General features: G+C 57.1%; 20 protein-coding genes. All 20 read right to left on the minus strand.

Annotated features, from left to right (window positions below; translation table 11 throughout):
* A complete protein-coding gene (locus PHW69_02490) occupies positions 1–1,458 on the minus strand; it encodes a hypothetical protein (GenBank protein ID MDD4004054.1) in 1,458 nt (485 codons plus the stop codon).
* A gap of 210 nt (positions 1,459–1,668) precedes the next feature.
* Positions 1,669–3,609 (minus strand): hypothetical protein, encoded by a 1,941-nt coding sequence (locus tag PHW69_02495; GenBank protein ID MDD4004055.1) that lies wholly within the window; start codon positions 3,607–3,609, stop codon positions 1,669–1,671.
* A 418-nt stretch (positions 3,610–4,027) separates the two neighbouring features.
* Complete coding sequence (locus PHW69_02500; protein MDD4004056.1) at positions 4,028–4,567, minus strand: pilus assembly protein; 540 nt, start codon at positions 4,565–4,567, stop codon at positions 4,028–4,030.
* A gap of 5 nt (positions 4,568–4,572) precedes the next feature.
* On the minus strand, positions 4,573–5,955 hold the full coding sequence (locus PHW69_02505) for a hypothetical protein (GenBank protein MDD4004057.1): 1,383 nt from the start codon (positions 5,953–5,955) through the stop codon (positions 4,573–4,575).
* Between the two features lie 32 nt (positions 5,956–5,987).
* Positions 5,988–6,200 (minus strand): class III signal peptide-containing protein, encoded by a 213-nt coding sequence (locus tag PHW69_02510; GenBank protein ID MDD4004058.1) that lies wholly within the window; start codon positions 6,198–6,200, stop codon positions 5,988–5,990.
* 58 nt (positions 6,201–6,258) lie between these two features.
* Positions 6,259–6,945, minus strand: coding sequence for a response regulator transcription factor (locus PHW69_02515; protein ID MDD4004059.1), 687 nt, complete (start codon positions 6,943–6,945; stop codon positions 6,259–6,261).
* Entirely contained in the window at positions 6,945–8,135 is a 1,191-nt protein-coding gene (locus PHW69_02520) for a hybrid sensor histidine kinase/response regulator (GenBank protein MDD4004060.1), read from the minus strand. Before PHW69_02520 ends, PHW69_02515 begins: the two co-directional genes overlap by 1 nt.
* Positions 8,136–8,145: 10 nt before the next feature.
* Positions 8,146–10,014 carry an ATP-binding protein gene (locus PHW69_02525; GenBank protein MDD4004061.1) on the minus strand — a complete coding sequence of 623 codons (1,869 nt, stop codon included), beginning with the start codon at positions 10,012–10,014 and terminating at the stop codon, positions 8,146–8,148.
* A gap of 60 nt (positions 10,015–10,074) precedes the next feature.
* Complete coding sequence (locus PHW69_02530) at positions 10,075–11,526, minus strand: hypothetical protein (protein MDD4004062.1); 1,452 nt, start codon at positions 11,524–11,526, stop codon at positions 10,075–10,077.
* Positions 11,527–11,904, minus strand: a complete 378-nt coding sequence (locus PHW69_02535) for a response regulator (GenBank protein ID MDD4004063.1) — start codon at positions 11,902–11,904, stop codon at positions 11,527–11,529.
* A complete protein-coding gene (locus PHW69_02540) occupies positions 11,904–12,587 on the minus strand; it encodes a response regulator transcription factor (GenBank protein MDD4004064.1) in 684 nt (227 codons plus the stop codon). The genes PHW69_02535 and PHW69_02540 overlap by 1 nt, the downstream gene beginning before the upstream one ends.
* A gap of 16 nt (positions 12,588–12,603) precedes the next feature.
* Positions 12,604–12,915, minus strand: coding sequence for a hypothetical protein (locus tag PHW69_02545; protein ID MDD4004065.1), 312 nt, complete (start codon positions 12,913–12,915; stop codon positions 12,604–12,606).
* 24 nt (positions 12,916–12,939) lie between these two features.
* Entirely contained in the window at positions 12,940–14,049 is a 1,110-nt protein-coding gene (locus PHW69_02550) for a hypothetical protein (GenBank protein ID MDD4004066.1), read from the minus strand.
* Positions 14,050–14,084: 35 nt separating this feature from the next.
* On the minus strand, positions 14,085–15,413 hold the full coding sequence (locus PHW69_02555; GenBank protein ID MDD4004067.1) for a tetratricopeptide repeat protein: 1,329 nt from the start codon (positions 15,411–15,413) through the stop codon (positions 14,085–14,087).
* A gap of 7 nt (positions 15,414–15,420) precedes the next feature.
* Positions 15,421–16,314 carry a type II secretion system F family protein gene (locus PHW69_02560; protein MDD4004068.1) on the minus strand — a complete coding sequence of 298 codons (894 nt, stop codon included), beginning with the start codon at positions 16,312–16,314 and terminating at the stop codon, positions 15,421–15,423.
* A gap of 13 nt (positions 16,315–16,327) precedes the next feature.
* Positions 16,328–17,926 carry a type II secretion system F family protein gene (locus PHW69_02565; GenBank protein ID MDD4004069.1) on the minus strand — a complete coding sequence of 533 codons (1,599 nt, stop codon included), beginning with the start codon at positions 17,924–17,926 and terminating at the stop codon, positions 16,328–16,330.
* Positions 17,927–18,005: 79 nt separating this feature from the next.
* Positions 18,006–20,225, minus strand: coding sequence for an ATPase, T2SS/T4P/T4SS family (locus PHW69_02570; protein ID MDD4004070.1), 2,220 nt, complete (start codon positions 20,223–20,225; stop codon positions 18,006–18,008).
* Positions 20,226–20,258: 33 nt separating this feature from the next.
* A complete protein-coding gene (locus PHW69_02575; protein MDD4004071.1) occupies positions 20,259–21,038 on the minus strand; it encodes a type II and III secretion system protein in 780 nt (259 codons plus the stop codon).
* An 18-nt stretch (positions 21,039–21,056) separates the two neighbouring features.
* Entirely contained in the window at positions 21,057–21,818 is a 762-nt protein-coding gene (gene cpaB / locus PHW69_02580) for a Flp pilus assembly protein CpaB (protein ID MDD4004072.1), read from the minus strand.
* Positions 21,819–21,922: 104 nt separating this feature from the next.
* Complete coding sequence (locus PHW69_02585; protein ID MDD4004073.1) at positions 21,923–22,438, minus strand: pilus assembly protein; 516 nt, start codon at positions 22,436–22,438, stop codon at positions 21,923–21,925.
* Between the last annotated feature and the right edge of the window lie 34 nt (positions 22,439–22,472).

A 22,472-nucleotide genomic window follows, 5' to 3' on the forward strand; every position in this document is an offset into this window, starting at 1 on the left:
TCAGAAACCAATACCGGTAAACCCTTTATCCAGCCAGGCTTCCACACCGGAAAGCGCTCCTCCGGAATGCAGCCCGCCGGCCATGAACAGCGACATCCCTGAAAAAACCATGGAAACAACCGAACAAATCGCAATAAGCGTTTTGCTCCCCTTGGAAAAAGCGTCAAGATCTTTCAACCCGGTCATGGCCTTGAACCCGGCAACGGCGGTAAGCAAACCGGACGCGGCCATAGCCAGACCTTCCAGCCGCTGACCCTGCGCAAACATCAGGTAAAGCCCGTATGCCATCACGGCCAGACCGATAACCATGACAACTTTCGCGATAATCTGCGAAACAGCCAGACTAAGCAGTTTCGGAGCGAATGTGATCAGCAGCAGCAAAGCATTGGCCGCAATCAGCGCGATTTTCGCTATCTGGCTTATCTTGGCCCACGGAGTAGTGCTTTCTTCCGATTCGGTAGTATCGGCCGTTGAACCGCTGCCGCCGGTGGGATTGCCAAGATTGGTGGAATCCTTCGGCATGGCGGCCGGATCCGAAGCGCCTGACCCGCTGGAAAGGCCCGCGCCGCCCGATGCCACTTCACCGCTCTTGTCATTATTTTCATAAGCGTCCACCAGCGCGCCGCGCCGCGAATCGGCGGAAGAACCGGCGCCGCCCAAAGTCGTCCCTACCGCACGCGCCTGATTGCGCGCGCCGGAAAGTGCGCCGGCTTTTCTGGTACCCGCTGTCCGGCCCGCCCGCACCGAACTTGAAAACGCGCCGGATTGTCCCGTCCGCACCGCGCCGGCGGAAGTCGAGCCGCCGCGGGCGGTCGCGCCGGAGCCGATCGCTCCGCTGGAACTGCTGCCCCCTGATCCGCCAGAACTGCCGCCAAGCCCCATGCCGGACGTAGCCGCCAGGCGCGGGATTGAAGCCGCCGGCGATGCCGCGGAGGCGTCAGCTTTCGTTTCCTCGGTATCGGAAGCGGGCGCGGCGCCCGCGTCATCAACAGCGGCTTCGTCAGCCACATCGTCCGACGCGTTCGCCTCGTTGAAATAGTCAAGCGAGGATTTGCTGTCCACCACATTCGATTTGGCCATGCGGTTGCTTTGCGCGTCGCTCACCAGCGCGTCATAATAAGGATCGCTGAAAAGACCGCGCGCGGCATCGCCGGAAGAATTGTTGCGCATCACGTTATAGGCAAGACCAAGCCCGGCGAGCAATGTCATCGCCCCGATAGTCAGCCCCGCTATGCCCGCCTTGGTTCCCAGCAGCGTAGCCAGAAACCCGCCGCCGAACGGCGAACCGCCGCCGAGCAGCCCGCCGAAAAGGCCCCGTCCGGCCGCACCGGTGACACCGGTCGCGGCTTCGCCCGAGCCCACAGCCCCGCTCCCTTTGAACAAGCGGGACAGATAAGGAATAAGACCTTTCCTTTCTTTTTTATCTTTCTGCTGAACTGTCACATGATGCACATTCATAACCTTCCTCCCTAAGCAGTATCAGGCGGGGCGCCGGACACAAGAACAAAAAAACCTGTCCATACCGCTTTTTTTAGTCCCTATTGCCGACATCGCAACGTCATCACAAAATACACTATTTGCTCTCAGAGACCCACTCGCAACTTGCTCTCTGAAGGGCCGAACCGCAACAGACTGTTCAAACATACTCTTCTCATCTATACAAAACTATCATCCGGTAGTACTGTCACTGCCATCCGTTTTCATCACTGACATCACGGATGAATTGGAAGTAAAATCTACAGGAGTGGTTGACGCAGGCGTGGCATTTCCGTTAATACCCAGGGAATCCAGCTTTTCCGTGCAGGTGGATCCGCCTGCACCGGAAGTGAGAAGGAAACCGGTGGCTCCCAGAATAGCTCCGCCGATAGCAAGCGCGACAACCGGCCAGGCTATGGGACAAAGCGCCGCCAGGCTCAGTCCAATCGCGCCGTCCCTTATAAAGGTGCCGACAACAAGCTGGCCCTGTTCATTTATGATCTGGTTGCCGATATAAGCCGCTCCCATGCATAACGCAAAAGCCGCCGCGCGCAAAGCTATAACCAGCCAGGGAATGACACAGACAAGCGCAGCGAGCAGCAGGGCGCAGGCAAGAATCATAAACCCGCATGCCCAGTTTATAAGCCGTTCCAGCTGCACGTTTGCCTGAACCGCAGCCTCTTTTTCTTCCGGAATAATATTGGTCGAGCAATCCTCTTTCGCCTTACCATACTCGTCAATACATGTGGTGGTGTCGGTATTAAGATCGGTCGTCCTGCTGGTGACATTGCTGGTTACAACGCTGGTCAGAATGCTTGTGGTATTGACGGTTACGACACTTGTAGTATTGACGGTCGTAACGCTCGTAGTGTTGCCGGTCGCGCCGCTGCCGCCTGAAGTTGTCCCGCCCGACGGCGTGACTATCGGCGTTTCGGAGCCGGGTTTTTGAGGATCGCCGGACCAGGCGGAATCGGAACCCGAACGCCGGTCCTGCTCATTCTCGGAATCCAGCACCGCGGCTGTCATGCCTTTATTAATCGCCGCGGCCTGCGAATGCGCCTTGCCCGAACTGCCGCGGCTGTCGCCTGAAAGCGCCGCTGCCGAAAAACGCGAGGCTTTTCTGAGCCCGGACACCTTGCCAAGACTCAGGCCGCCGGTGGACAGACCTGCGGAACCGGGCAAAGCCGCCGAACCGGAATCCCCGCTCCAGCCGGCTCCCCGTGAACTGTTCCCGATGCTTCCCGTCCCGCCGCCCATGCCGCCGGTACTGCCGCCGCTGCCGCTGCCCCCGAGATAACTGTATTTGGAGCCGCTAAGCACATCGTTAAGGCGCGGCAGGGAAGCCGGGCCGGCATCGCCTGCGCTGCCGGCCGGTTTGCCGGCCGCTTTGGCTTCATCGGCGATTTCGGGCATTTCCTCATCATCAAGATTGGATTCTTTTCTCTCATCCCCGTCAACAGCGAAATTTCTGTCCGACAGCATCTGCAGGGAGGACTTGTTATTGGCCATACGGTCAACTTCAGGTATATAGGGCTGGCTGGTGTTCATGCTCACAAGCCCTGACCGGCCGACAGCTTCCTCGTTTTTCCCGAACCAGCCGGACTTGGCCAGCAGCAGACCCGCTCCCGCCACACCGGCGGCAAGCAGAGCCATCGCGGCAAGCGCCCCGATTTTTCCGCCGAGCAGCCCGCCGCCCGCGCCGAACGCGCCGAACAGTCCGCTTCCGCGCGAACCGGCTCCGGCCAGACCCCGCACCCCTGCCGCGCCGCGCCCGCCTCCGAACAGCGATGAAAACAGGCGGCTGAAAAACCCGCCTCCTTCACCCGCCGCGCCGCCAAGACCGCGGGCGCCGGTTGCAAGCCGCGAACCGGCCGCCAGATCCTCGGCACCGGCCGCTCCGCCAGACAACCCCCGTCCGCCTTTGCCAAAAGAAGAAAAAAGCCGGCTGAAAAATCCGCCTTCCTGAGCCGCGCCGCCGCGCACTCCCACGCCAGCCGCAGAAGAAGCGTTTTCGCCTCCCAAAAGCCACGGCGGCAGCCCCTTTTTTTCCTTTTTCTTCTTGTCTTCGGCGTTTTCGAAAACGGGTACCGTTATTTTGATTACCGAATCGGTCTGTTTGTTATTGTCGTTCATACTGACCACCGCCTGAAGTTCCGCGCGAATTTCCAAATGAATGCCGGCCCTTTCGCCCGGAAAATATTAAATGAACCCGAAAACCGCCTGCAACGATTTGCCGCCTTATACCGGATCAAACAAAAATATTTGAGCACCCAATCCGCCGGACCGGCGGGCAAACTGCGCGCCCGACTACCGATCCCCGCAGGGTACTATCCTTAGTCTACAGCCACCTGCCCGTTTTTTCAAGGCCCAAGTTGTGAAATTTCAGCCGGGCCGGACTAAGCGACTCCTTCAGCGGAGCGCTCCGCTTTAAACAGCCTGCGCCTGCAATCGCCATTCCATAACGCCCGCCACTTCCGTAACTTCACAAAAACCAGCCGTAACTGCAATCCGGACTTGCGAAAAAATCCCGCGCAAAGCCTTGGGAACACACTCAGTTGCTCAGGCCCGGCAAACTGAATTCAAGATACCGGTCGCGCGGAGCGACATATTTGGTCGTGTTAAGAATCGCGCCATTGCCGCACATCGTGTCATAACCGCGCCCGCAGGTGACGGAATCGTAATGCGAGCAGACGGTGTTTTCGCCGCCCCTGCACAGCATGGTCTGCAGCGCGCCGGAAAGCACGGTAATATGCGCGTTTATATCGATCTGGCACCACACCTGGGACTGCGTGAACTCGACATCCACACTCGACAGCCCGGGATAACTGCCCACACCAAGGTACTCGCGCACATATTCGCTGATCCTGAACTCGAGATTATCGTTGTATCCTTGATATGTCACCGAGCGGTGCGATTGCAGCTGATACCGCCGCGCGGCATAAAAAGCCGCGATCTCCATTTTCTGAACCAGTACAAGCAGAAAGAAAATACGCACCATGAAAAGCATGAAAATGAAAAGCAGCGGCAGCATCAGCACCACTTCAGTGATGGCCTGGCCTTTCCGGTTTGATTTGCGGAGAAAAAATTTCATAATGCTCACGGATCCAGCACTACAAGGTATTTCGGCGTGGGGTCCGGCCAGAGGGTGTTATTGTCCCCGCCGCCGCCCTGCGTGAAAATTGAAGAACGCACGGACACTTTATTGTGCACGCACAGGCCGCTTCCGCATTGCGCGTCGCCGGCGAGACTGTTCACATCCGTATTGAAGAAATTGTCCTCGGCCACCCAGTTCTGATAGACATCAATCCCGTTGCCGAGCGCCGTGAGCCTGCCTATCTCGGCGGGTGTAAACACCCGGAACTGGAACAGCTTGTCCTGCGCGCCGGGCGTAGCTGCGAACACCGAATCTACCGGCTGAAAATCCCGCGTGATGCTGGATAAATTCGTAAGGCTCATGACGGTCTGCTGGGTTGAATACCAATACCTTATTGATGTCAGAAACTTCGGGTCGGTTTCAAAATTGAAACTCCCGATTCCGGAATTGGGCGCATCGCCGGAAAGACCGGACTGGCCGCAGGAATTTTCATCGGTTATCGGAGAGCCGCGCGATTCGGTGCAGTCCCCCGCGTTCAGATGATAGGCCTTGCGGAAAAAAGCATGGTTTGCGATAAGCGTCTTAAACACCGCCGTCTGCGAATTGCTCACGTTGCCCAGCAGCGCGTACACCTGGAACCAGAATGAATACTGCGCGTAAGCCACGTCCTTGTTGATATACACGTCATACGCGGGATAACGGCAGGCAGATTCCCATACCTGCGGCGTCACGCATTGCAGGGGCCGCGCGGAGCCGGTAAAAGAGGCGCGGTCCCGGAACAGATAGTTATGCGGATCCCATGCGGGATTTTCAACATTCCAGTTCGTCACGTTGTTCGATCCGCTCGCGCCGTCGCCATGCGCGCCGAGAAACCTTATCGGCCACAGCTTTGAAGAATCAGCAATCCCCTCCACGGTATCAAGGCTCATGGGCCCGGCCAGGTTATAAAGGGTGGCCGGCGACTTGTTTGCGATAGCGGCCCGGCTGGTTTCGTTCCAGGTCGGGTAATTGCCGTTGGCCAGCATGATGTCCTGCATGTAGACCTTGACGCAGCTTGTCAGCGAATTGGCGGCAAGGCAGGAATAATTGCCGGCGGCATCGGTGTGGTCCTGATAATTTTCCGTGAAGATACGGTATGGAAACGCGCCGTTCACATAAGCGGTGCGGTTAAAGAAATCCGAATAGTTCTCCATCTCGATGGTGGAAGCGATGTCGGCGGCAAGCTGGTATTTGATTTTGGCGCGCGACAGTTTGGCCGTTTCCAGCAGCAGGATCACGAATATCCAGAGCGTCGGCAGCACGAATATGGCAGGCATGAGCAACTGGCCCTTTTTTGTAAGGGCCAGCCGGCGCAAAGACTTCATTGGTCCGTCGAAAATGCGCATATCGAATACCGCCGATTACCCGGCGCCGGATCCTAACTGCCTGCCGGCACTATCAGACCGACCAGCGTGAAAAACCCGCCCCGCAGAATATCGCTTGCCGAGGTGAAAATAGTAACCGCCAAAGCGACAACCATCGCTATCAAAAGCAGATACTCTATAGCCGTCTGCCCGCGCCGGCACACAGCCCGCCGGGCAAATAAGCCCGCGACACCCGCCAGACTCCGCGCCGTTCTTAAAAACGCCATATCCATGTTATAGCCCTAAACCGAACCGCCCGCAAGGCTTATTCATTCCCCCGGTGACTCAGGACTCGAATTTGCTGTCCTCGGCCGAAATAAGCCCCCGTTCGATCGCCTTGACAACCGCTTCGGTCCTGTTGGAAACGCCAAGCTTCTGGAATATGCTGTTAAGATGGTTTTTTATCGTCTTGACGCTGCAGTTCAGTTCGCTGGCGATTTCCTTGTTGCTTTTGCCGCGGCCCAGCAGATCCAGCACCCGCATTTCAGTTTTGGTCAGCGCCGCGGGCGACGACGCGGTGCCCGGCGCGCCGTTCATCTGGCGCAGGCCCTGTATCAGCTTGCCCATCAGCTGCTGCGGAATCATTACGCCTTCGCTGGCGAATGTTTTGAGCGCGTTCACCAGTTCGGACGCGGGCAGCATTTTCGACAGGTAACCGTTGGCGCCCGCCTGAATGGCTTCCATGACGTGCGCCTCGTCCTCAAAGCTCGACAGCACGACCACGTTCGTCTGCGGCACCTCTCCGCGTATTATCCGCGTGGCGGAAATACCGTCCATTTTAGGCAGTTTGATATCCATCAGGATAACGTCGGGTTTCAGCTTCCTGGCCATTCGCACGGCTTCCTCGCCGTCCGGCGCCTCGCCCACCACCTGGATCCATTTCTCGCCTTCCAGCAGGTCTTTTATGCCTTCCCGGAACAAAGTCTGGTCATCCGCAATCATGACGCTTATCGTTTTTTTGACCTTCGCCATTATATGGCCTCCCCTGTTACTGTGCCTTGCCTTGCTGCGCCTTCGGTCTGCACCGCTTCTTCAGCCGCCGGAGCGGCGGTAGGAATAACAAACTGGAACACCGACCCTTTGCCGTTGCCTTCGCTCTCCGCCCAGATCCTGCCGTTATGCGACTCTATAATCTCTTTCGCTATCGAAAGACCCAAGCCCAGCCGCCCGGCTTTTTTGCCTTTGCTGCTGCTTTGATAAAAACTCTGAAACAGTTTGCCGGCGTCTTCCGGGTCAAGACCCTGGCCGGTGTCTTTCACCGCGACGCGCACCCGCCCTTCCTCCACCGCTTCCACTATAACCTTTATGGACCCGCCGCGCAATGTGTGTCTTATCGCGTTTTCCAGCAGATTCTGCAAAACCTGCGTTATCCGCCTGCGGTCCGCGCAAACCATGAAACTGCCGCGCACGTCGCTGGCGACCGAAACCTCTTTCTGCGCCGCCCGGCTGCGGGGCCCTTCAATGAGATTTTCCACAAGTTTTTCAATCTCGAAATAGTTTTTCTCAAGCCTGAACTTGCCTTTCTCTATGGAGGCCCAGTCAATCAGGTCGCCTATCAGCTGGGAGATCTGCTCTATCCCGCTGGTAATATAGGCAATCTTCTGGGCCTGCTCCTCGTTGGGAGTCAACGAGGTCACCAGCATCTCGAAACTTATCTGCAGCATCATCAGCGTGTTCGACAGGTCATGCGAAGCCATTGAAAGAAACTTCGATTTCATGTCGCTCAGATTGGTCAGTTCGCCGTTTTTCTTTTTCAGTTCCGCGACCAGATTCTTTATATTCTGCTCAAGGTAATATTTTTCCAGCGCTTTCTGGATGATCCGCTTTAGATACGCGAAATCAACCGGCTTGATCAGGAAATCATACACCGACTCCTGGATCGCTTTCACCGCAGTATCCAGCGACGCGTGCGCCGTCATCATCAGGATCTGGCTTTCGGTGTTGAGCCCGCGGATATCGCGGATAACTTCTATGCCGGTTTTGTCCGACAGGTTGAAATCCATCAGAATCACATGAAAAAACTGCGAAGCCACCAGTTCCATCGCCTGCGCGCCGCTGGCCGCCTGAAACACCTCATACCCCTCCATCGCCAGCAGATCCGCCAGCGTGTCCCGGAGATTGTCGTCATCGTCCACAATAAGTATCTTGGCTGCGCCGTCCATAGTCAGTTCCTCACGCCCGGGAATCGCCCGGATATACGGGTATATACATTCTGAAAGCCGTGCCGTGTCCAACCGCGCTTTCTATTTCCACCCGGCCTTTGTGCCGGTCTATCGCCTTTTTTACCACCGCCAGCCCCAACCCGGTGCCGCGGGCCTTGGTGGTGAAGAAAGGGGTGAAAATCTTTTCAATCACATCCGGCGCGATCCCGGACCCGGTGTCCGACACGCTCACCCGCGCGTATCCGCCGGACAGCGCCGATTCCACGGTCAGTTCCCCGCCCTCCGGCATCACCTCCAGCGCGTTGCCCAGCAGATTTCGGATCGCCTGCTTCATTTCCTCCGCGTCAATGCTGACTTCCGGGTTTTCCTGCGCGTAATACGTGACCACTTTCACGGTCTCCGGAACCGGATACGCCGCCATGATATCTTCCAGATAGTCGTTTATCCTCACCGGTTTGAGGATCAGCTCCCGCGTCCGGGCAAAACCGAGTATCTCGTTTATGATGCCGTTCGCCTGCTGGATTTCGGACTCGATAATGGAAAGATGCTTGCTGATTTTCGCATCCACCTCGCCACGGGCGTTCAGCTTGGCTTTTATAAAATACGCAGAGTTGTTTATTACCGCCAGCGGATTGCGGATCTCGTGGCTCACCACCGACGACATCTGCCCGATCGCCGCCAGCCGCTCTTTTTTTATCAGCTCCTCATGGGCGGATTTCAGCTCCCGCGTCCGCGCCTCCACCCGGCTTTCAAGCGAGCGGTTCAGATTTTCAAGCTCGCTTTTTGCGCTGAGCAGTTCGATCCGCTTGCGGTGTATGCTCTCGCTCATCTGCAGAAACGACTGCGCCAGATCGCCGATCTCGTCGTCAGGCATCCGCAGCGTCGGCAGCGACTCGAATTCCCCGTCGCCCAGCATTATCGCCGCTTCGCGCAGGGTGCGGATCGGCCGCGTAAGTATCAGCGAAAAAACATAGCCCACCGCGAAAATCCCCAGCACGAGTCCCGCAAGCAGGTGCAGCGTCTTCTCCATCATTTCGTCGGCGGGCCGGTAAATGATCGCAACCGGCTTCTGGATATACACCGTCCAGCCCAGATCCTTCACTCCGGCAAACGCGCCCAGCACCTGGGTTCCGTCCGCCAGCCGGATCTCCTTTCCGCCGCTCTGCCCGGGATAGCGGATCAGCACATCCGACACCTCGCGCGGCATTTTCGATTCCGGCGCAAACACCTGGCTCATATCGGAATGGGCGACAAGAAATCCGTCCCGCGCCACGATCGCCGCCTCCACGCCCGAAGCCGCCGGAAAACCGGTTTTGAGAATGCTGCTCAGCCCGTTGAGACTGAGTTTAACCAGAATCGCGCCTTTGGCTTTGCCCGTAGCGTTGTCAATAACCTGCACGCCCAGCGTTATTGTCGGATACTGCCGCATGAAACGCTCAAGCGAACCCATATACTCGCCGTTTTTCATCGTTTCGGCAAAAGCCGGTTCCTGCGCGAAACTGCGCAGTTCCGGCTCCTGCACGAACCGGTCGGCCCGGGCGGTTTCGTTGCCGGCGGAATCCACCACCGACATCTCAAGAAAAGCCGCGTGTATCTGCATCAGCCGGTTAAGCCCGGCTTTCTTCTGCGCCAGCCCGTCGCCCTGGAAATCCGGCAGACGCACGGCATCGAACAAAACATTGCGGAACGAACTGACATAGGTATACGCCGTATCGCTCATCCCGGCGGCAAGCGACTGCTGGTCTCCGAGCGCGGCCTGCTTCAGTGTCCGCCTGCTCAGCGACAGCATGTAATAGCCCACCAGCATCAGCGGTATCAGCGATACCGCAAGCAGGATCAGCAACAGCTTCGTAAACAGCTTTCCGCGTTTTCTGTTCATATATACACGCCGCGCATCTCGCACAGACCCGCCGCGCCAACGAGGCCCGGCATACCCGTCTTAATTGCTACACGAGCCGTCCGCTTTTCCTGTCAGTTTTATTTTTTCAAAACCCGGCAGTTTTTTAAGCGAGTCAAGCCCGGGCAGAATCACCCTGCCTTCCCAAACCAGAGTCGGCGACGCGCCTATCCCAAGCCCGCCCACATAAGCCGCGTCGCGTTCCAGAAGCGTCTTGCCGTGCTCAAAACCAGCCTGTATATCCGCGACGGCGATGCCGGCTTTCTCGGCCGCGGCCTCCCACAGGCTGGAGCGGTAATCTTTATTGCGTTGCGTCAGATAATCCCAGAATTTCTCCGGGTATTTTTCGTTTATCAGCAGTTGCCGCACCGCCTCTTCCCATTCGGCGGTTCCGTGCAGACTGTCAAACGTCACGCCTTTCGGGCCTGTCGAGGCGGTCACAATGTAATGCACGCGGACAGGCACATCCTCCGGCCAGGTTTTGTCTTTCCTGTTCTCGATCACGGCGTCAAGCGCCTGCACCCCGAACGGACACTGCGCCATCACAAAAAGTTCCAGCTGTTTCTCCGCTTTCGGACGCGAAACAAAAACTCCCGCGCGGCTGGTATCGTTTACAACCAGCAGTTCGCCCCGCCGCACAAGCAACCCGTTCTTTATCGGATACGCGAGCGTTTTCGCGACAGCCGGATTGTACCTGATGGCGTAAAACGGCAGAAAATTCATGTCAACATCCTTGAATTGCGCCATGCCCGACGCTTTGGAATAAGGAATAGCGGAATATTCCGGCTTATGCGCTTTTAAAAGCCGCTTGAGCCCGCCAGACAGCTGCGGATCCTCCTTTCCGAACCCGTCCTCGTCGGAAACCACAACGTAAATGTACGCCCGGTCCTTTTCTGAAAACTCGATTTTCGGTATGGTGCAGCGCTTCGCTTTCGGCAGAATCTCGTTAAAAGCGGTAAGCAGAGGAATCAGCCCGTATTCGCCCGAATACGGCATGTCGTTGATGAACAGCATCGGAAATTTTATTCCGATCCGCTCCTGCTTCTCGTTCGCCTCGGCCAGCTCGGTTTTCGCGGTTCTGGCGACATCGGCTTCCAGTTTCACCGGGTCTATGCCCGCGAACTGGGCGGCGTCGCGCCAGCCGTCGGACCAGGGGCTCATGCTCCGCCCGACTATATAATTCCACATCCGCTCCGGATACAGTTTTTTCACCGTCAGCATGCGGCCCGCTTCCTCCAGCCCGTCAGGGCCGGTGCCGCCGGCCGAATAGACTCCGGCCGGATCCTTCAGAACCAGCGGCGCGACCGCAAATCTGAACCGGCCCGGCAGCCGCGTTTCAACCGCGTTCAAAATCAGCAGCATCTGCCAGCTGTTCTGGGACGTAGCCTCCACATAAAGATCAATCCGCGGTTTTTCCGCCGCCGTCGCGCCATACCCCGGCGAAACCGACGCCACAGCAAATATGCACACACAGGCAGCTAGCAGCTTTTTCATCTAGGAATTCCTCTCTTTAAAAAATCCGCCTATCCGGCGGCACAAAGCGGCGATATCAAAGGGCTTAAACAGGTATTCGTCCACGCCGGCGGCATCGCCGGCGGCGCGCTCCGCGTCCGAGAGCATGCGCCCGGTCATCACCATGACACGCACCGTTTCTCCAGGCATGGATTTCAAATCCCGGCACAGTTTGTATCCGTCCGTGTCCGGCAGCTGAAAATCAGCAAGCACCAGCGCAGGTTTGCGGGCCGCGGCCGCCAGCGCCTCGGCGCCGCTGGCCGCGCCGTACGCATCTATACCGGAAAGCTCCAGAATTTCGCACAGACTCTCCCGGAGGTTCTTGTCATCGTCCACCACAAGCACTCCGTATCCGTTCATTACTCCGGCCTCCGCTCGAATTTATACCCGAGGCAGGGCACGGTTCTTAAATTCCGCCCGAACCCGCCCAGCTTGTTGCGCAGCCGGCTGACATGCACGTCCACCGTGCGCGGCGAACCGAAATAATCCGGCCCCCAGACTTTCCTCAGCAGCCCGCGCCGGTCAATAACGCGGCCGGGATTTTTCAGCAGTTCAAAAAGCAGCTCGAATTCCTTATGCGTAAGGTCAACCGCCGCAGTGCCGAGCTTTACCGTCCTGCGCGTAATATTCAGCTCAAGCCCGTCAAACCCGATAGCGTCGTCATGCTCGTGAAAAAACATCCGCCTGAGTACCGCCCTGAACCTGGCCGCTATCAACCGGCTGCCCTGCCCGGGCGAGAAACACTCGTCCGCGCCCGCTTCAAAAAACGCCAGTTCAGAAGCGGCGTTTAAACCGCCGCTCCCGTCCAGCGCGCCAAATGCCGCCACACCCAGCAACAGGCCCCTTTTGCCCAACTCGCGCACGGCAACCGGTCCGAACTCCGGGCTTTGCCCGGCCACAACCGCATAACAATCGCCGCCGCCCAGCAAATTAACCGCCGTTTCCATATTATCGGCAAATACCGCCGCCACGCCCGCCGCCTGCAGCGGCGTGACGATAAAACTGGCCTGCTCGCAAAGAAAAACCGTCCTGACGCTTTTCACTGTTATCGCGGATGCGCTATTCGGCTGCGTCCTCGACTTCTTCCGCCTGCACAAGATCAATCTTTATGCCGCGCAACCCCAGAACCGAACAGAAAAGATTGTAAATGAACGCGCAAGCAAGCTGTATCCCCATTATAGCGACCATGTAAAGCACCGCGAAAATCAGCACCCCGGCAATCCGGGAGGTGGTGGTCATCGGTTCGATATACGGACTGGGCGCTATCACAAAGGTCATCAGCCCGGCAATAAGCCCTATTACTGAAACCACCAGCGGCACCGCCGAAAAAACCAGCGACATCAATGGAATTGCTTTTATTTCGTATTTCATCGGACAATCTCCTTAATTATAAAATTACCGCGTTTGAGGCTTGAACAACACCAGCGTGCGGCGTATGGTGCCGCCGGTCTGCACCTGCATGGCGCGCACATGGCAGGGCACGCCGTTCAACTGGACATCACCCTCCACCGTCTGACGTGGATTATCCATCGCCATGCCGATTATCCGCAGCACGTCCTGCTGCTGGCTGTCAATAATATCCAGCAGATGTTTCTTCTCGCCGGCATGGTTTAAATCCAGCTCGAAATTGGCGAACAGCACATAATTATCCTCATCAACCACAAACGCCCGCGAAGAAGTGTCAACCGCGGTGGACAGCACCGACAGCCACCACATGGACTCGTCCGACTGGCGCTGCCGCTCCCGCTCCGCGAACAGTTCGAACTCCTGCCGGATCTTTGCCAGAAGCCCCGCCAGCGCGTTCGCCAGTTCGCCCAGCTCGTCCCGGCGCGGCGCGTATTTTATTTCAAGGTTTTTCGTGGAAATGGCCTCCACGCTGTCACGCAGCAGCATGAGCGGCGCGAGTATGAAAAACCGCAGGTAAATCCACAGCGGCAGACCTATAAGTATCAGCACACCGACCGCGCCGAAAATGTACTTCGTCATCGCGGAACTGATAATCTGGTCCGAGCTTTCCTTTGAAACCTGCAGGTTGAGTATGCCGATTATCGTTTCGCCTTTGGCCTTGAGCGGAATGGCGATATCAAAAAACGGCTGGTTTTTAAATGAACGCACCTTCGGCTGGCCCGTATTGTAGGCCATCGCGATAGCCGGAGTTTCAACCCCGATCTCTTTTTCATACTGGTCAAACGGCATGCCGATCAGCCGGGCCTGCCGATGCCAGCGCACGATACCGTTCCCGTTAAGATACAACACATCCGCGATACGCTTGTCGCCGCCCAGCCAGCTCATCACATCCACTTCTTCCAGCGTGGGATAGAGTTTCTGGCGGATCAACCCCTTGATCAGGTCTGGAGTTTTGATGCGCACCGTCTCAATCATATCCTGTTTGAGTTTTTCCTCGAACGTCCACCGGAACAGGTTATAATAAAACAGCCCGCCCATCACCATCACATAAACGCCGACCACAAGAAAACATAAAGTCCATTTGATGGATATTTTCATATCATGCCCGTGCTGTCACACATTGTCCTTCGGCCCTACTGCGCATACATTTCCTCAATGCGCTTAAGCCCGGCGTCCGGTTCGGAATAGCCGGGATCAAGCTGCTTGGAAATGGTCCATTCCTCGCGCGCCTTGTCATAGTCGTTCTGCTGAAAGAAAATCAGGCCACGCAAATAATGCTGGCGAGCCGCTTTCTTGTTTTCCGCGCTCACATCCTGCGTCGCGCCCGGCAGAGAGCTTCCGTCGGGATTCGTGCCGCCGTTGCCCATTTCCTGCTGCATCCTGGCCTTGCGCGCCTCTTCAGCCTCCCTGCGTTCCCGCTCCGCGTCCTCCGCGGCCGCGCGCTGGGCTTCCTCCGCCTTGCGCAGCTTGGCTTCTTCGTCGCGGCGCATCTGTTCCTTGGCGCGCGCGATAAGCAGATTCACATACTTTTTGTCGTAGCCCCATTCCTTGGCCTTGTCCCACTGCTCGATCGCCTGGTTGTAGCGCCGCGCGGAATAAGCTTTCTTGCCGCTGGTTATAAAACTCCCGCCTATCTCGTTGCGCACTTCTTCCGCCAGTTTCTGGGCTTTGGAATCGCCCGGCTGGATGACAAGCACTTCTTTAAGAGCCTTGTACGCCTGCACGACTTTTCCCTGTCCGTAATAGTCAAGCGCAAGCTGCAGCTGCTTGTTGGCCCGGTCGGCCCGCAGTTCGTTCTCGACTTCCGCGATCTTGCCGATAATCTCCTGGTCGCCTTTTTTCAGCAGCAGCGCGTTATACCACTGCATAAGCGCTTCGTCCAGCCGATGCTCGCTGTACGCGATATTGCCGCGGCGCAGATGTTCCGCCGCTATCTCCCGGTTGGCTTTTTTCAGCCAGTAACTGGCTTTCAGGTTGCCGGGAGAGAGCTTGAGCACATCGTCCCACAGCCGCGCCGCCTCTACCAGCCGGCCTTCCTTATAAAGCCCCAGCCCCTGCGAAAACTTTTCGTCAATGAGCGCCGATTCCGATAAAACGCCCCTGCGGGCCCCGCCCAGCTCGCCGGACGCCTGCATCAGCAGCCGCGCATCCTGATAATTGGGATCTATGGAGAGAATTTTCCGGGCCAGTTCCTGACTCTGTTCGTAATCGCCCTCTTTGTACAGGCGATACGCATTGTCGTAAATACCGCCCAGCATGTGATGCTGCACCCGCTGTTTTTCCAGCTGGATGGTCATCAGATACTGCCGTTTCTCTTCCGCGCTGGAAATGGTGCCCACATCAACTTTCTTCAAATCCAGAAACAGGCTCTCCTCACTGCCGCGCGGAACAACCGGCTCCTCCGCCGCGAAAAGCTGCGGAACCGCGCCCGCCAGAAATAAAAAAAATGCGAGTTTCTTCATAATCGGACTATTTCACTCCCCCCCCCATCGAGCGGACCATATCCATCGCCATCGGAGCCAATACCAGCAGGAACACCGGCGGAAATATAAAAAAGAACAGCGGAAAAAGCATCTTGGTGGAAGCCTGGGCCGCCAGTTTCTCCGCTTTGTTCATGCGGCGAAACCGCATATCAGCCGCGAAACTGCGCAGCAAATCCACCAGACTTGTGCCCAGCTCGTCGGACTGCACGATAAGCCCCACAAACGAACGCAGATCCTGCAAGCCCGTGCGCGCGGCAAACCGGCCCAGAGCATCTCGCCGGGTATGGCCCAGCTGGATTTCCACAAGCATCTTGTCCACTTCCTGCTCAAGCGCGGTTTTGTTTTCCGTCAGCCTGATGATCCGGTCAAACGCAGTTATATAGTCAAGGCCGGATTCGATAATCAGGGCCGACAAATCCACAAATGTCGCGAAATTGCCCAGAATTTCCTCCTGCCGCGCCTTGATTTTCGCTTTCAGGATAACGCTCGGCAGAATAAACCCCGGCACAGCCATGATAATCCCCAGCAGACTGCCCGTCACATAAATGGAAAATCCGCCAAAACACAGGGCGCCAAGCTGCTGGAAATGCAGTATCTGAAGCGGATTGGGGCGGTCCGGCGAACCCAGCAGCATATGCATGTTTTCCAGTTTGCTTTTAAGCCCGAGCTTTTCCAGGCAGAACACATCCAGCTTGTCCAGAAAATTACGCTCCGGGTCCAGCCCGTCAAAAACGGAAATCTCCTTGCGTTTGTCTTTAACCAGGTCGGAAACGGCGTTTTCCTCTTTCTGAGTGGGCACCAGCAGCCGCTGCAGGAACACGAACAGGGCCATCGAACTCAGCATGAGCATCGCCAGCATCAATAATCTGCTTATGTCCATATCCGTTTTCTCCTCAAACCTTCACTACGCCCATTTTGGCGACAACTTTCATGCCTATGCCGATCCACAGCGCCGAAAAAATAAGCACGCCGACGCCGACGGGACTGCTGTAGAATTTAATCATCACTTTCGGCTGGAAAACGAACATCATAAGCAGTATTATCCACGGCATCAGACCCACCACGATTGACTGGATCTTCTGCTGCGCCGTAAGCGACTGGACTTTTTCCTCCAGCTTCGACTCCTCGCGGATATTGTCCACTATCCGGGAAAATATTTTCGTGAGGTTTCCGCCGACCTGCCGCTGCAGCACCACGGCCTTGATCATGTACGCCAGCATCCTGCTGGCGACGCGTTCCTGCATTCCGAACAGCGCCTGCTCAAAAGCCGTGCCGAGCTGGTAATTCTTTATGACCAGCCCGAACTCGTCGGAAATCGGCGGCTGCAAATCCTTCGCCACCAGTTCAAAGCCCTGCACGATATCAAGCCCCGATTTAAGCGAGTTGGAAAGCAGGATCAGCGCGTCCATAAGCTGCGCGTCCACCCTGTGGCCGCGCCGTTCTTTCATATGGGTGAGGATCGTAGCGGGCATCCTGAGCCCGAGATACGCCCCGAACAGCGTCAGCATTATGAAAACCAGAAAGTTGAAGGTCAGAAGTCCCAGTATCATGCCGATCGCCACGGGAGCAAGCACCATATACTCCACCTTCACCTGCATGAACTGCCGGTTGAAATCTTCCGTCCATTTTTTGCTCTTTACTATGTAATCCGCGATATACTCGTCCATGGCGCCGCGCCGGTTGACAATCATCACCACAACCGCTATGAACACCAGCAGCATGCCCGCCAGCTTATACAGCAGCGCCGCCATTCCGCTGCTTTTGCTGGCTTCTTTTTTCTCGTCTATAACCTGCCGGGGTTCGGTGAAAAGCTGTCCGAACGCGGTCTGGCTCATGACGGAAATGGCGACAACCGCCTGCGCGTACCGCTCCACGTCCTGGCTGGACAGGGAATCGGCCACGCTCTCCATTTCCTTCGCCATCAGATCCAGCGAGGACAAAAGCGCGCGCCCGCGCCCGTTGAACGAATCGTACAGCCGTGCGCGGTACACCCGGTCCAGCGAAAGCTGATACCTCAAACGGATATCGGAATATTCCTTGATCAGCTTGTTGGGCGGAATACCGTCGCCGCCCACATCGCGCGGAAAAGTCTTTCTGGTCAGGTCGAAAAAACTGTAGAGCAGGGAAATCGTGGTCTGCCACAGCGCGGCCTCGCTCAGGTCGCCTTCGGACGGATCGCGCCACACCATGTTCTGCGACATGGAGTTGACGTCTTCCTCCAGCCATTTCGGATAGGCGATGGCCACATTGTCTTTCTTGTCTTTGTCCCGCTCCGCTCCGCAGTTGATGACCGCGTTGGTAACATCCGCCGGACGTTCCTTGTCCAGATAAAAATAGAAAAGACGCATCTTCTGGTTCGCGCACTGCACCTGCGCCATTTCCTGCGGCAGCAGCGCATTCGCCGCCGCGGCGGGGACAAACACCCCAACCAGAAACAACACCAGCCCGCATTCCAGAATGGCGCGCCTGAACAATCCGGTTTTCGCTGTCATTGTGCATTGCCTCATGGTTAATCTCCAACTGCATCCGCTCCAGCAGTTTCCCCGGCGGGCCGGCTCCGGCCCGCCAGACCTAAGCCTTCGCCGCGCCGCCGCGCTGCTGTTTCTGCTCGTCGGTCCAGAAACTTTCGATCGGCAGGTTAATGCCTCGGGACTTGAATTCCGGGTAAAATTTCGGCGGCTCGCCCGTAGGATAGAACTTGCCGACCACCTTGCCGCGGTCGTCCACGCCGGTCTGCTTGTACCGGTAGATATCGTGCGTAAGGATCTGGTTTTCCTCGCGCCCGGTGATCTCCGTAACCGCGGTGACCTTGCGGCTCCCGTCCGAAAACCGGGTAAGCTGCACGACCACATGCACGGCGGAGTTGATCATTTCCCGCAACGCCCAGATCGGAAGTTCCGCGCTCGCCATCATGCACATTGCTTCAAGTCTGGTCAGCGCGTCGCGCGGAGTGTTGGCGTGAATGGTGGCGAGCGAGCCTTCGTGCCCGGTATTCATGGCCTGCAGCATGTCCAGCGCTTCCGAGCCGCGGCACTCGCCGACCACAATCCGGTCCGGGCGCATCCGCAGGCAGTTCTTCACCAGGTCCCGGATGGACACTTCACCCTTGCCTTCCACGTTCGGCGGCCGGCTTTCCAGCCGGATCCAGTGCACCTGCTGCAGTTTAAGTTCGGCCGTGTCTTCCACCGTGATGATGCGCTCGTCTTCTGGAATATAGCTAGAGAGCGCGTTTAAAAATGTTGTTTTGCCGGTGCCGGTGCCGCCGGAAACAATTATGTTTTTCCGGAGTTTCACGCACGCGGCAAGAAACTCCATGCAATCGCGTGAAATTGTGCCGAACCGGAAATAGTCTTCCGGCCCGTACGGCTTCTGCGAAAAACGCCGGATGGTCAGCGTCGGCCCGGAAACAGCCAGCGGCGGAATGATGGCGTTCACCCGCGACCCGTCTTTCGTGCGCGCATCCACCAGCGGAGTTGATTCGTCAATGCGCCGGCCCAGCGGCGCCACGATCCTTTTTATAACCTGGATAATCTGCTCGTCGTCCCGGAATGTATGCTTGGTCAAAACCAGCTTGCCGGATTTTTCAATAAATACCCGGTCTGCCGCGTTTACCATTATTTCCGAAATGGAAGGGTCGCGCATCAGCTCCTGCAGCGGACCCAGCCCCAGGATTTCGTCCAGCAACTCGGTTATGAAACGCAGCCGCTGTTCGCGGCCCAACTGCAGGTTCGGCTCCTTCTGCAGGATCTGGTCCACGATATTGGAAACTTTCTGGCGCACTTCCGGATCCAGCGCGGACTCGTCCGTAATACGGATGCGCTCCAGTTCCAGCCCTTTTACCACATCTTTGTGGATTTTCCGTTTCAGTTCATCCCAAAAAGGCGGCAAGTCGGCAGCGTTAAGCGCTTCCGGCTCGTTGGCTTTCGCCGCCGGCGCCGCGCCCGCGTGACCGCTCCCCGCCGGAGTTTCCCAAACCGCGCCGGACGCGCGCCGGAAATCCTCGTCCGACACGGAAGTGGTCCACGACTTGTCCAGCGGCTGCAGATTCATCACCTTGCCAAGGATCATTCTCAGACCCTTGACCCACAGCGTCTGCGGATTGTCCACCACCTCTATGCGCAGCTGGTTGGCCAGCGCGGGAATGCTGTCTTCCCACGGCAGAAAAGCCAGTATCCGTTTGTTGAGCTGGTTATAAAACTTTTCCATCTCCTCGGGCGGAATGGAACCAGGAAGATCATAGCAGTTGCAGACGATGTCAAACCGGTCCAGCGGAAAATGCATATCCCGGTATTCCTGGAACAGCTGTACCGTGGCGTTGAGGTTCTCCCGGCTGGCATGGGTGATCCAGAACACCATGTCCGCGACGTCAAACGCGAAAGTCTGCATCGGAAAACTTGATTCCACGTCAATAAAAATATCAAAAGCGCCGGACAGCTTGCCTATTATCGGCATCAGCACGCCCGGCGAAATGGTTTCCACCTCCGCCCGGCGGTTGCCGAGCGGGAGCACTCCCACGCCCCACTGCGAAATAGGCAGTTTCCCTTTTAACAGGCCGCCCGCCACGCTAAGCGACTGCACCCCGATGCTTTTCACCAGATCAGCCACTGTCGGGGGCGTCAGCTTAAGGAATTCCGCGTGCTCGTTGCGGGCCAGCGGATCAAGCGGAAGTATCAGCACATTGCGCCGCTGAATCCCCGCCCAGGCCAGCGCGAGGTTCATCACCATAGTGGTTTTGCCGACGCCTTCTTTCGGCCCGGCAACAGCTATAATTCGGGGCACATTGTCTGACATTGTTGATTCTCCGCCGGCAGCTTGACAGCCCGCTTATTTCACGATTTCCACGGTCACGAACAGAAACAGCGACCGTTGCTCTTCCGTTATATCCGTCTGCCGGAACAACATTCCGATCAGCGGTATCCGGCCCAGGAACGGAACCCGGCTCTTGCTTATGTTGCGCGAACTGGATTTAAGCCCGCCGATAACCAGCGTCTCTCCGCTGCGCAGCTCCACTTCCGTTTTGATCTGCCGCGTAAGCATGCTCGGAATCGTTGTGCCGGACACGATGACCGGATTCGAATAATCCGGCCGCGACACCTCCAGCTGCAGCTGCACATCCACCGTTTCGCGCTTGGGATTGACCACGAACGGCAGAATGTTCAGCACCACGCCGAATTTTTTCATGTCCGCGCCGACTCCGCCGCTTGAGTTGGTGTAGGGAACGGGTATTTCTCCGCCCACCACAAACATCGCGTCGGAGCCGCTTTTCGTGATCACTTTCGGGTTTGAGATGATCTGCGCCTTGCCTTCCTGCTCCAGCAGTTTCAGCGTAGTGCTCAGCAGGGTCTGGCGTTCAAACTCGCCGACCGTGAAAATCCCCGGAATGGTGGCCTCGTTAAACGTAAGCGTGGTGTTCCAGGAGAACCCTATATTCTTGCTGATCGAACCGCTGATCTCAACCACATCCGCACTGACCGCGATCAGCGTCGCCGCCGGCGGTCCGTTCTGCTGCGAGGAGGATTGCTGCGCCCATGCCGCCGGCCCGCCCGCCTGCGCAAGCGTCAGGCAGGCGAATAAAGTGCGTGTAACTCTAGCTAGTCTGCTCATTAATTTGTCCCTGCCCGGTTAATTCTGGCGGAATAGTTTGCGGAAACTGGCCATTTCCATGGGATGCTTTTCCATATCGCCCATGCCGCGCACGACTATCGAAACATCGCCCTGTTTCTCCGAAAGCGCCAGGAACTGCGCCTCGATCGGAGAAAGCGACAGGCTCAGCACGCTCTTGTCCGAAAACGCCTGCGCGCTCTTTTCCGCTTTCTTCTTCGCCTCGGCGGTGCGCTCGCTCATGCCCTGTCCGAGATTGCCGCCCACTCCCAAAACCAGAATATTCTGCAGGATGGTGGCCGTCACCTTCTCTTTGCGCCCGTCCAGCATCACCGCTTCGAACGTGACCATGATGTCAATCCTGTCGCCGGGCTTGACCAGCCCCATGATCGCCGCGTCAACCCCGAGCACCGCGCCGCGCTCGCCGGGCGGAACTTTTACGCTCAGGCCGGCTTCCGGGCTGAGCGACATCAGCGTTGACTGGGTCAGCTGGTTGCCGCGCGGAATACGCACGGTCGTCACCAGATTGGCGACCATCTTAATGTCGGAGGGAGTTCTTACCTCAAAAGCGTCCTGCTGCACGAAACGCCGCGGGATCGGAATCGCTTCCACCAGATCGTCCGTTATGACCGTGCGCGCCGGCAGATCCGTCCGCGCGACTATTATATTGGCGGTTTCGTAAGCCTTGTTCAAGGCGGTTTCCTTGCTGCTTAACGCAAGCCAGTAAATCATGGCGGCGACAAACGCCACCACAAGCGGCATCATCAGTCCCTTTTTTTCCATTTAACTCCTCCTAAAAAGCAATGCCCGTAGAAAATTCTTTCAGCAATAAAACCGATCCGGCGCCAAACCCGCACGGCACAGAAATCTTCCTAAATGAAAAACCATCAGACGCAGGTCCCGTTTTTGCACCAGACCGGGTATTCCACCGGCATCTTCAGCCTGGCGTCAAAATCCTTTGTCATGTGCCCGCAGTCGCCCAGCGCGTGGCAAGTCAGCGGAAAAAACAGTTTAAGCTTGAACTTCGCCTCAACCACCATATCCTGATACTCCACATCATTCTGCCCGTCCTGCTGCCCGTCCGGCTCGCAGATCGCGGTCACCTGCTGGAACTGGATTATCCCGTCCGCGCTTGTGCCGAACATCTGCCCGAACAACTGGTTAGCCTTGCCGGTTTTCTCATCACATCTTCTGCCGTTGCGGGCATCTTTGGGGCCCGCCGAAAGCGCGCAGATCCGGGCAACTTCATACATCGCATGGTTCACCAGCAGCATCTGATAGCACAGCATCCCCAATTCCATTATGAGGAATATTACCATCAGGAATACCGGCAGAACCAGCAGCAACTCAACCGTTGCCTGGCCTTTCGGACCCGGACCCCCGCGACACGCATTGCTGCGCATAACGCCAGACCGCCTTAGCACTTTCGGCCCGGAA

The sequence above is a fragment of the Elusimicrobiaceae bacterium genome, assembly GCA_028700325.1.
Lineage (GTDB): Bacteria > Elusimicrobiota > Elusimicrobia > Elusimicrobiales > Elusimicrobiaceae > JAQVSV01.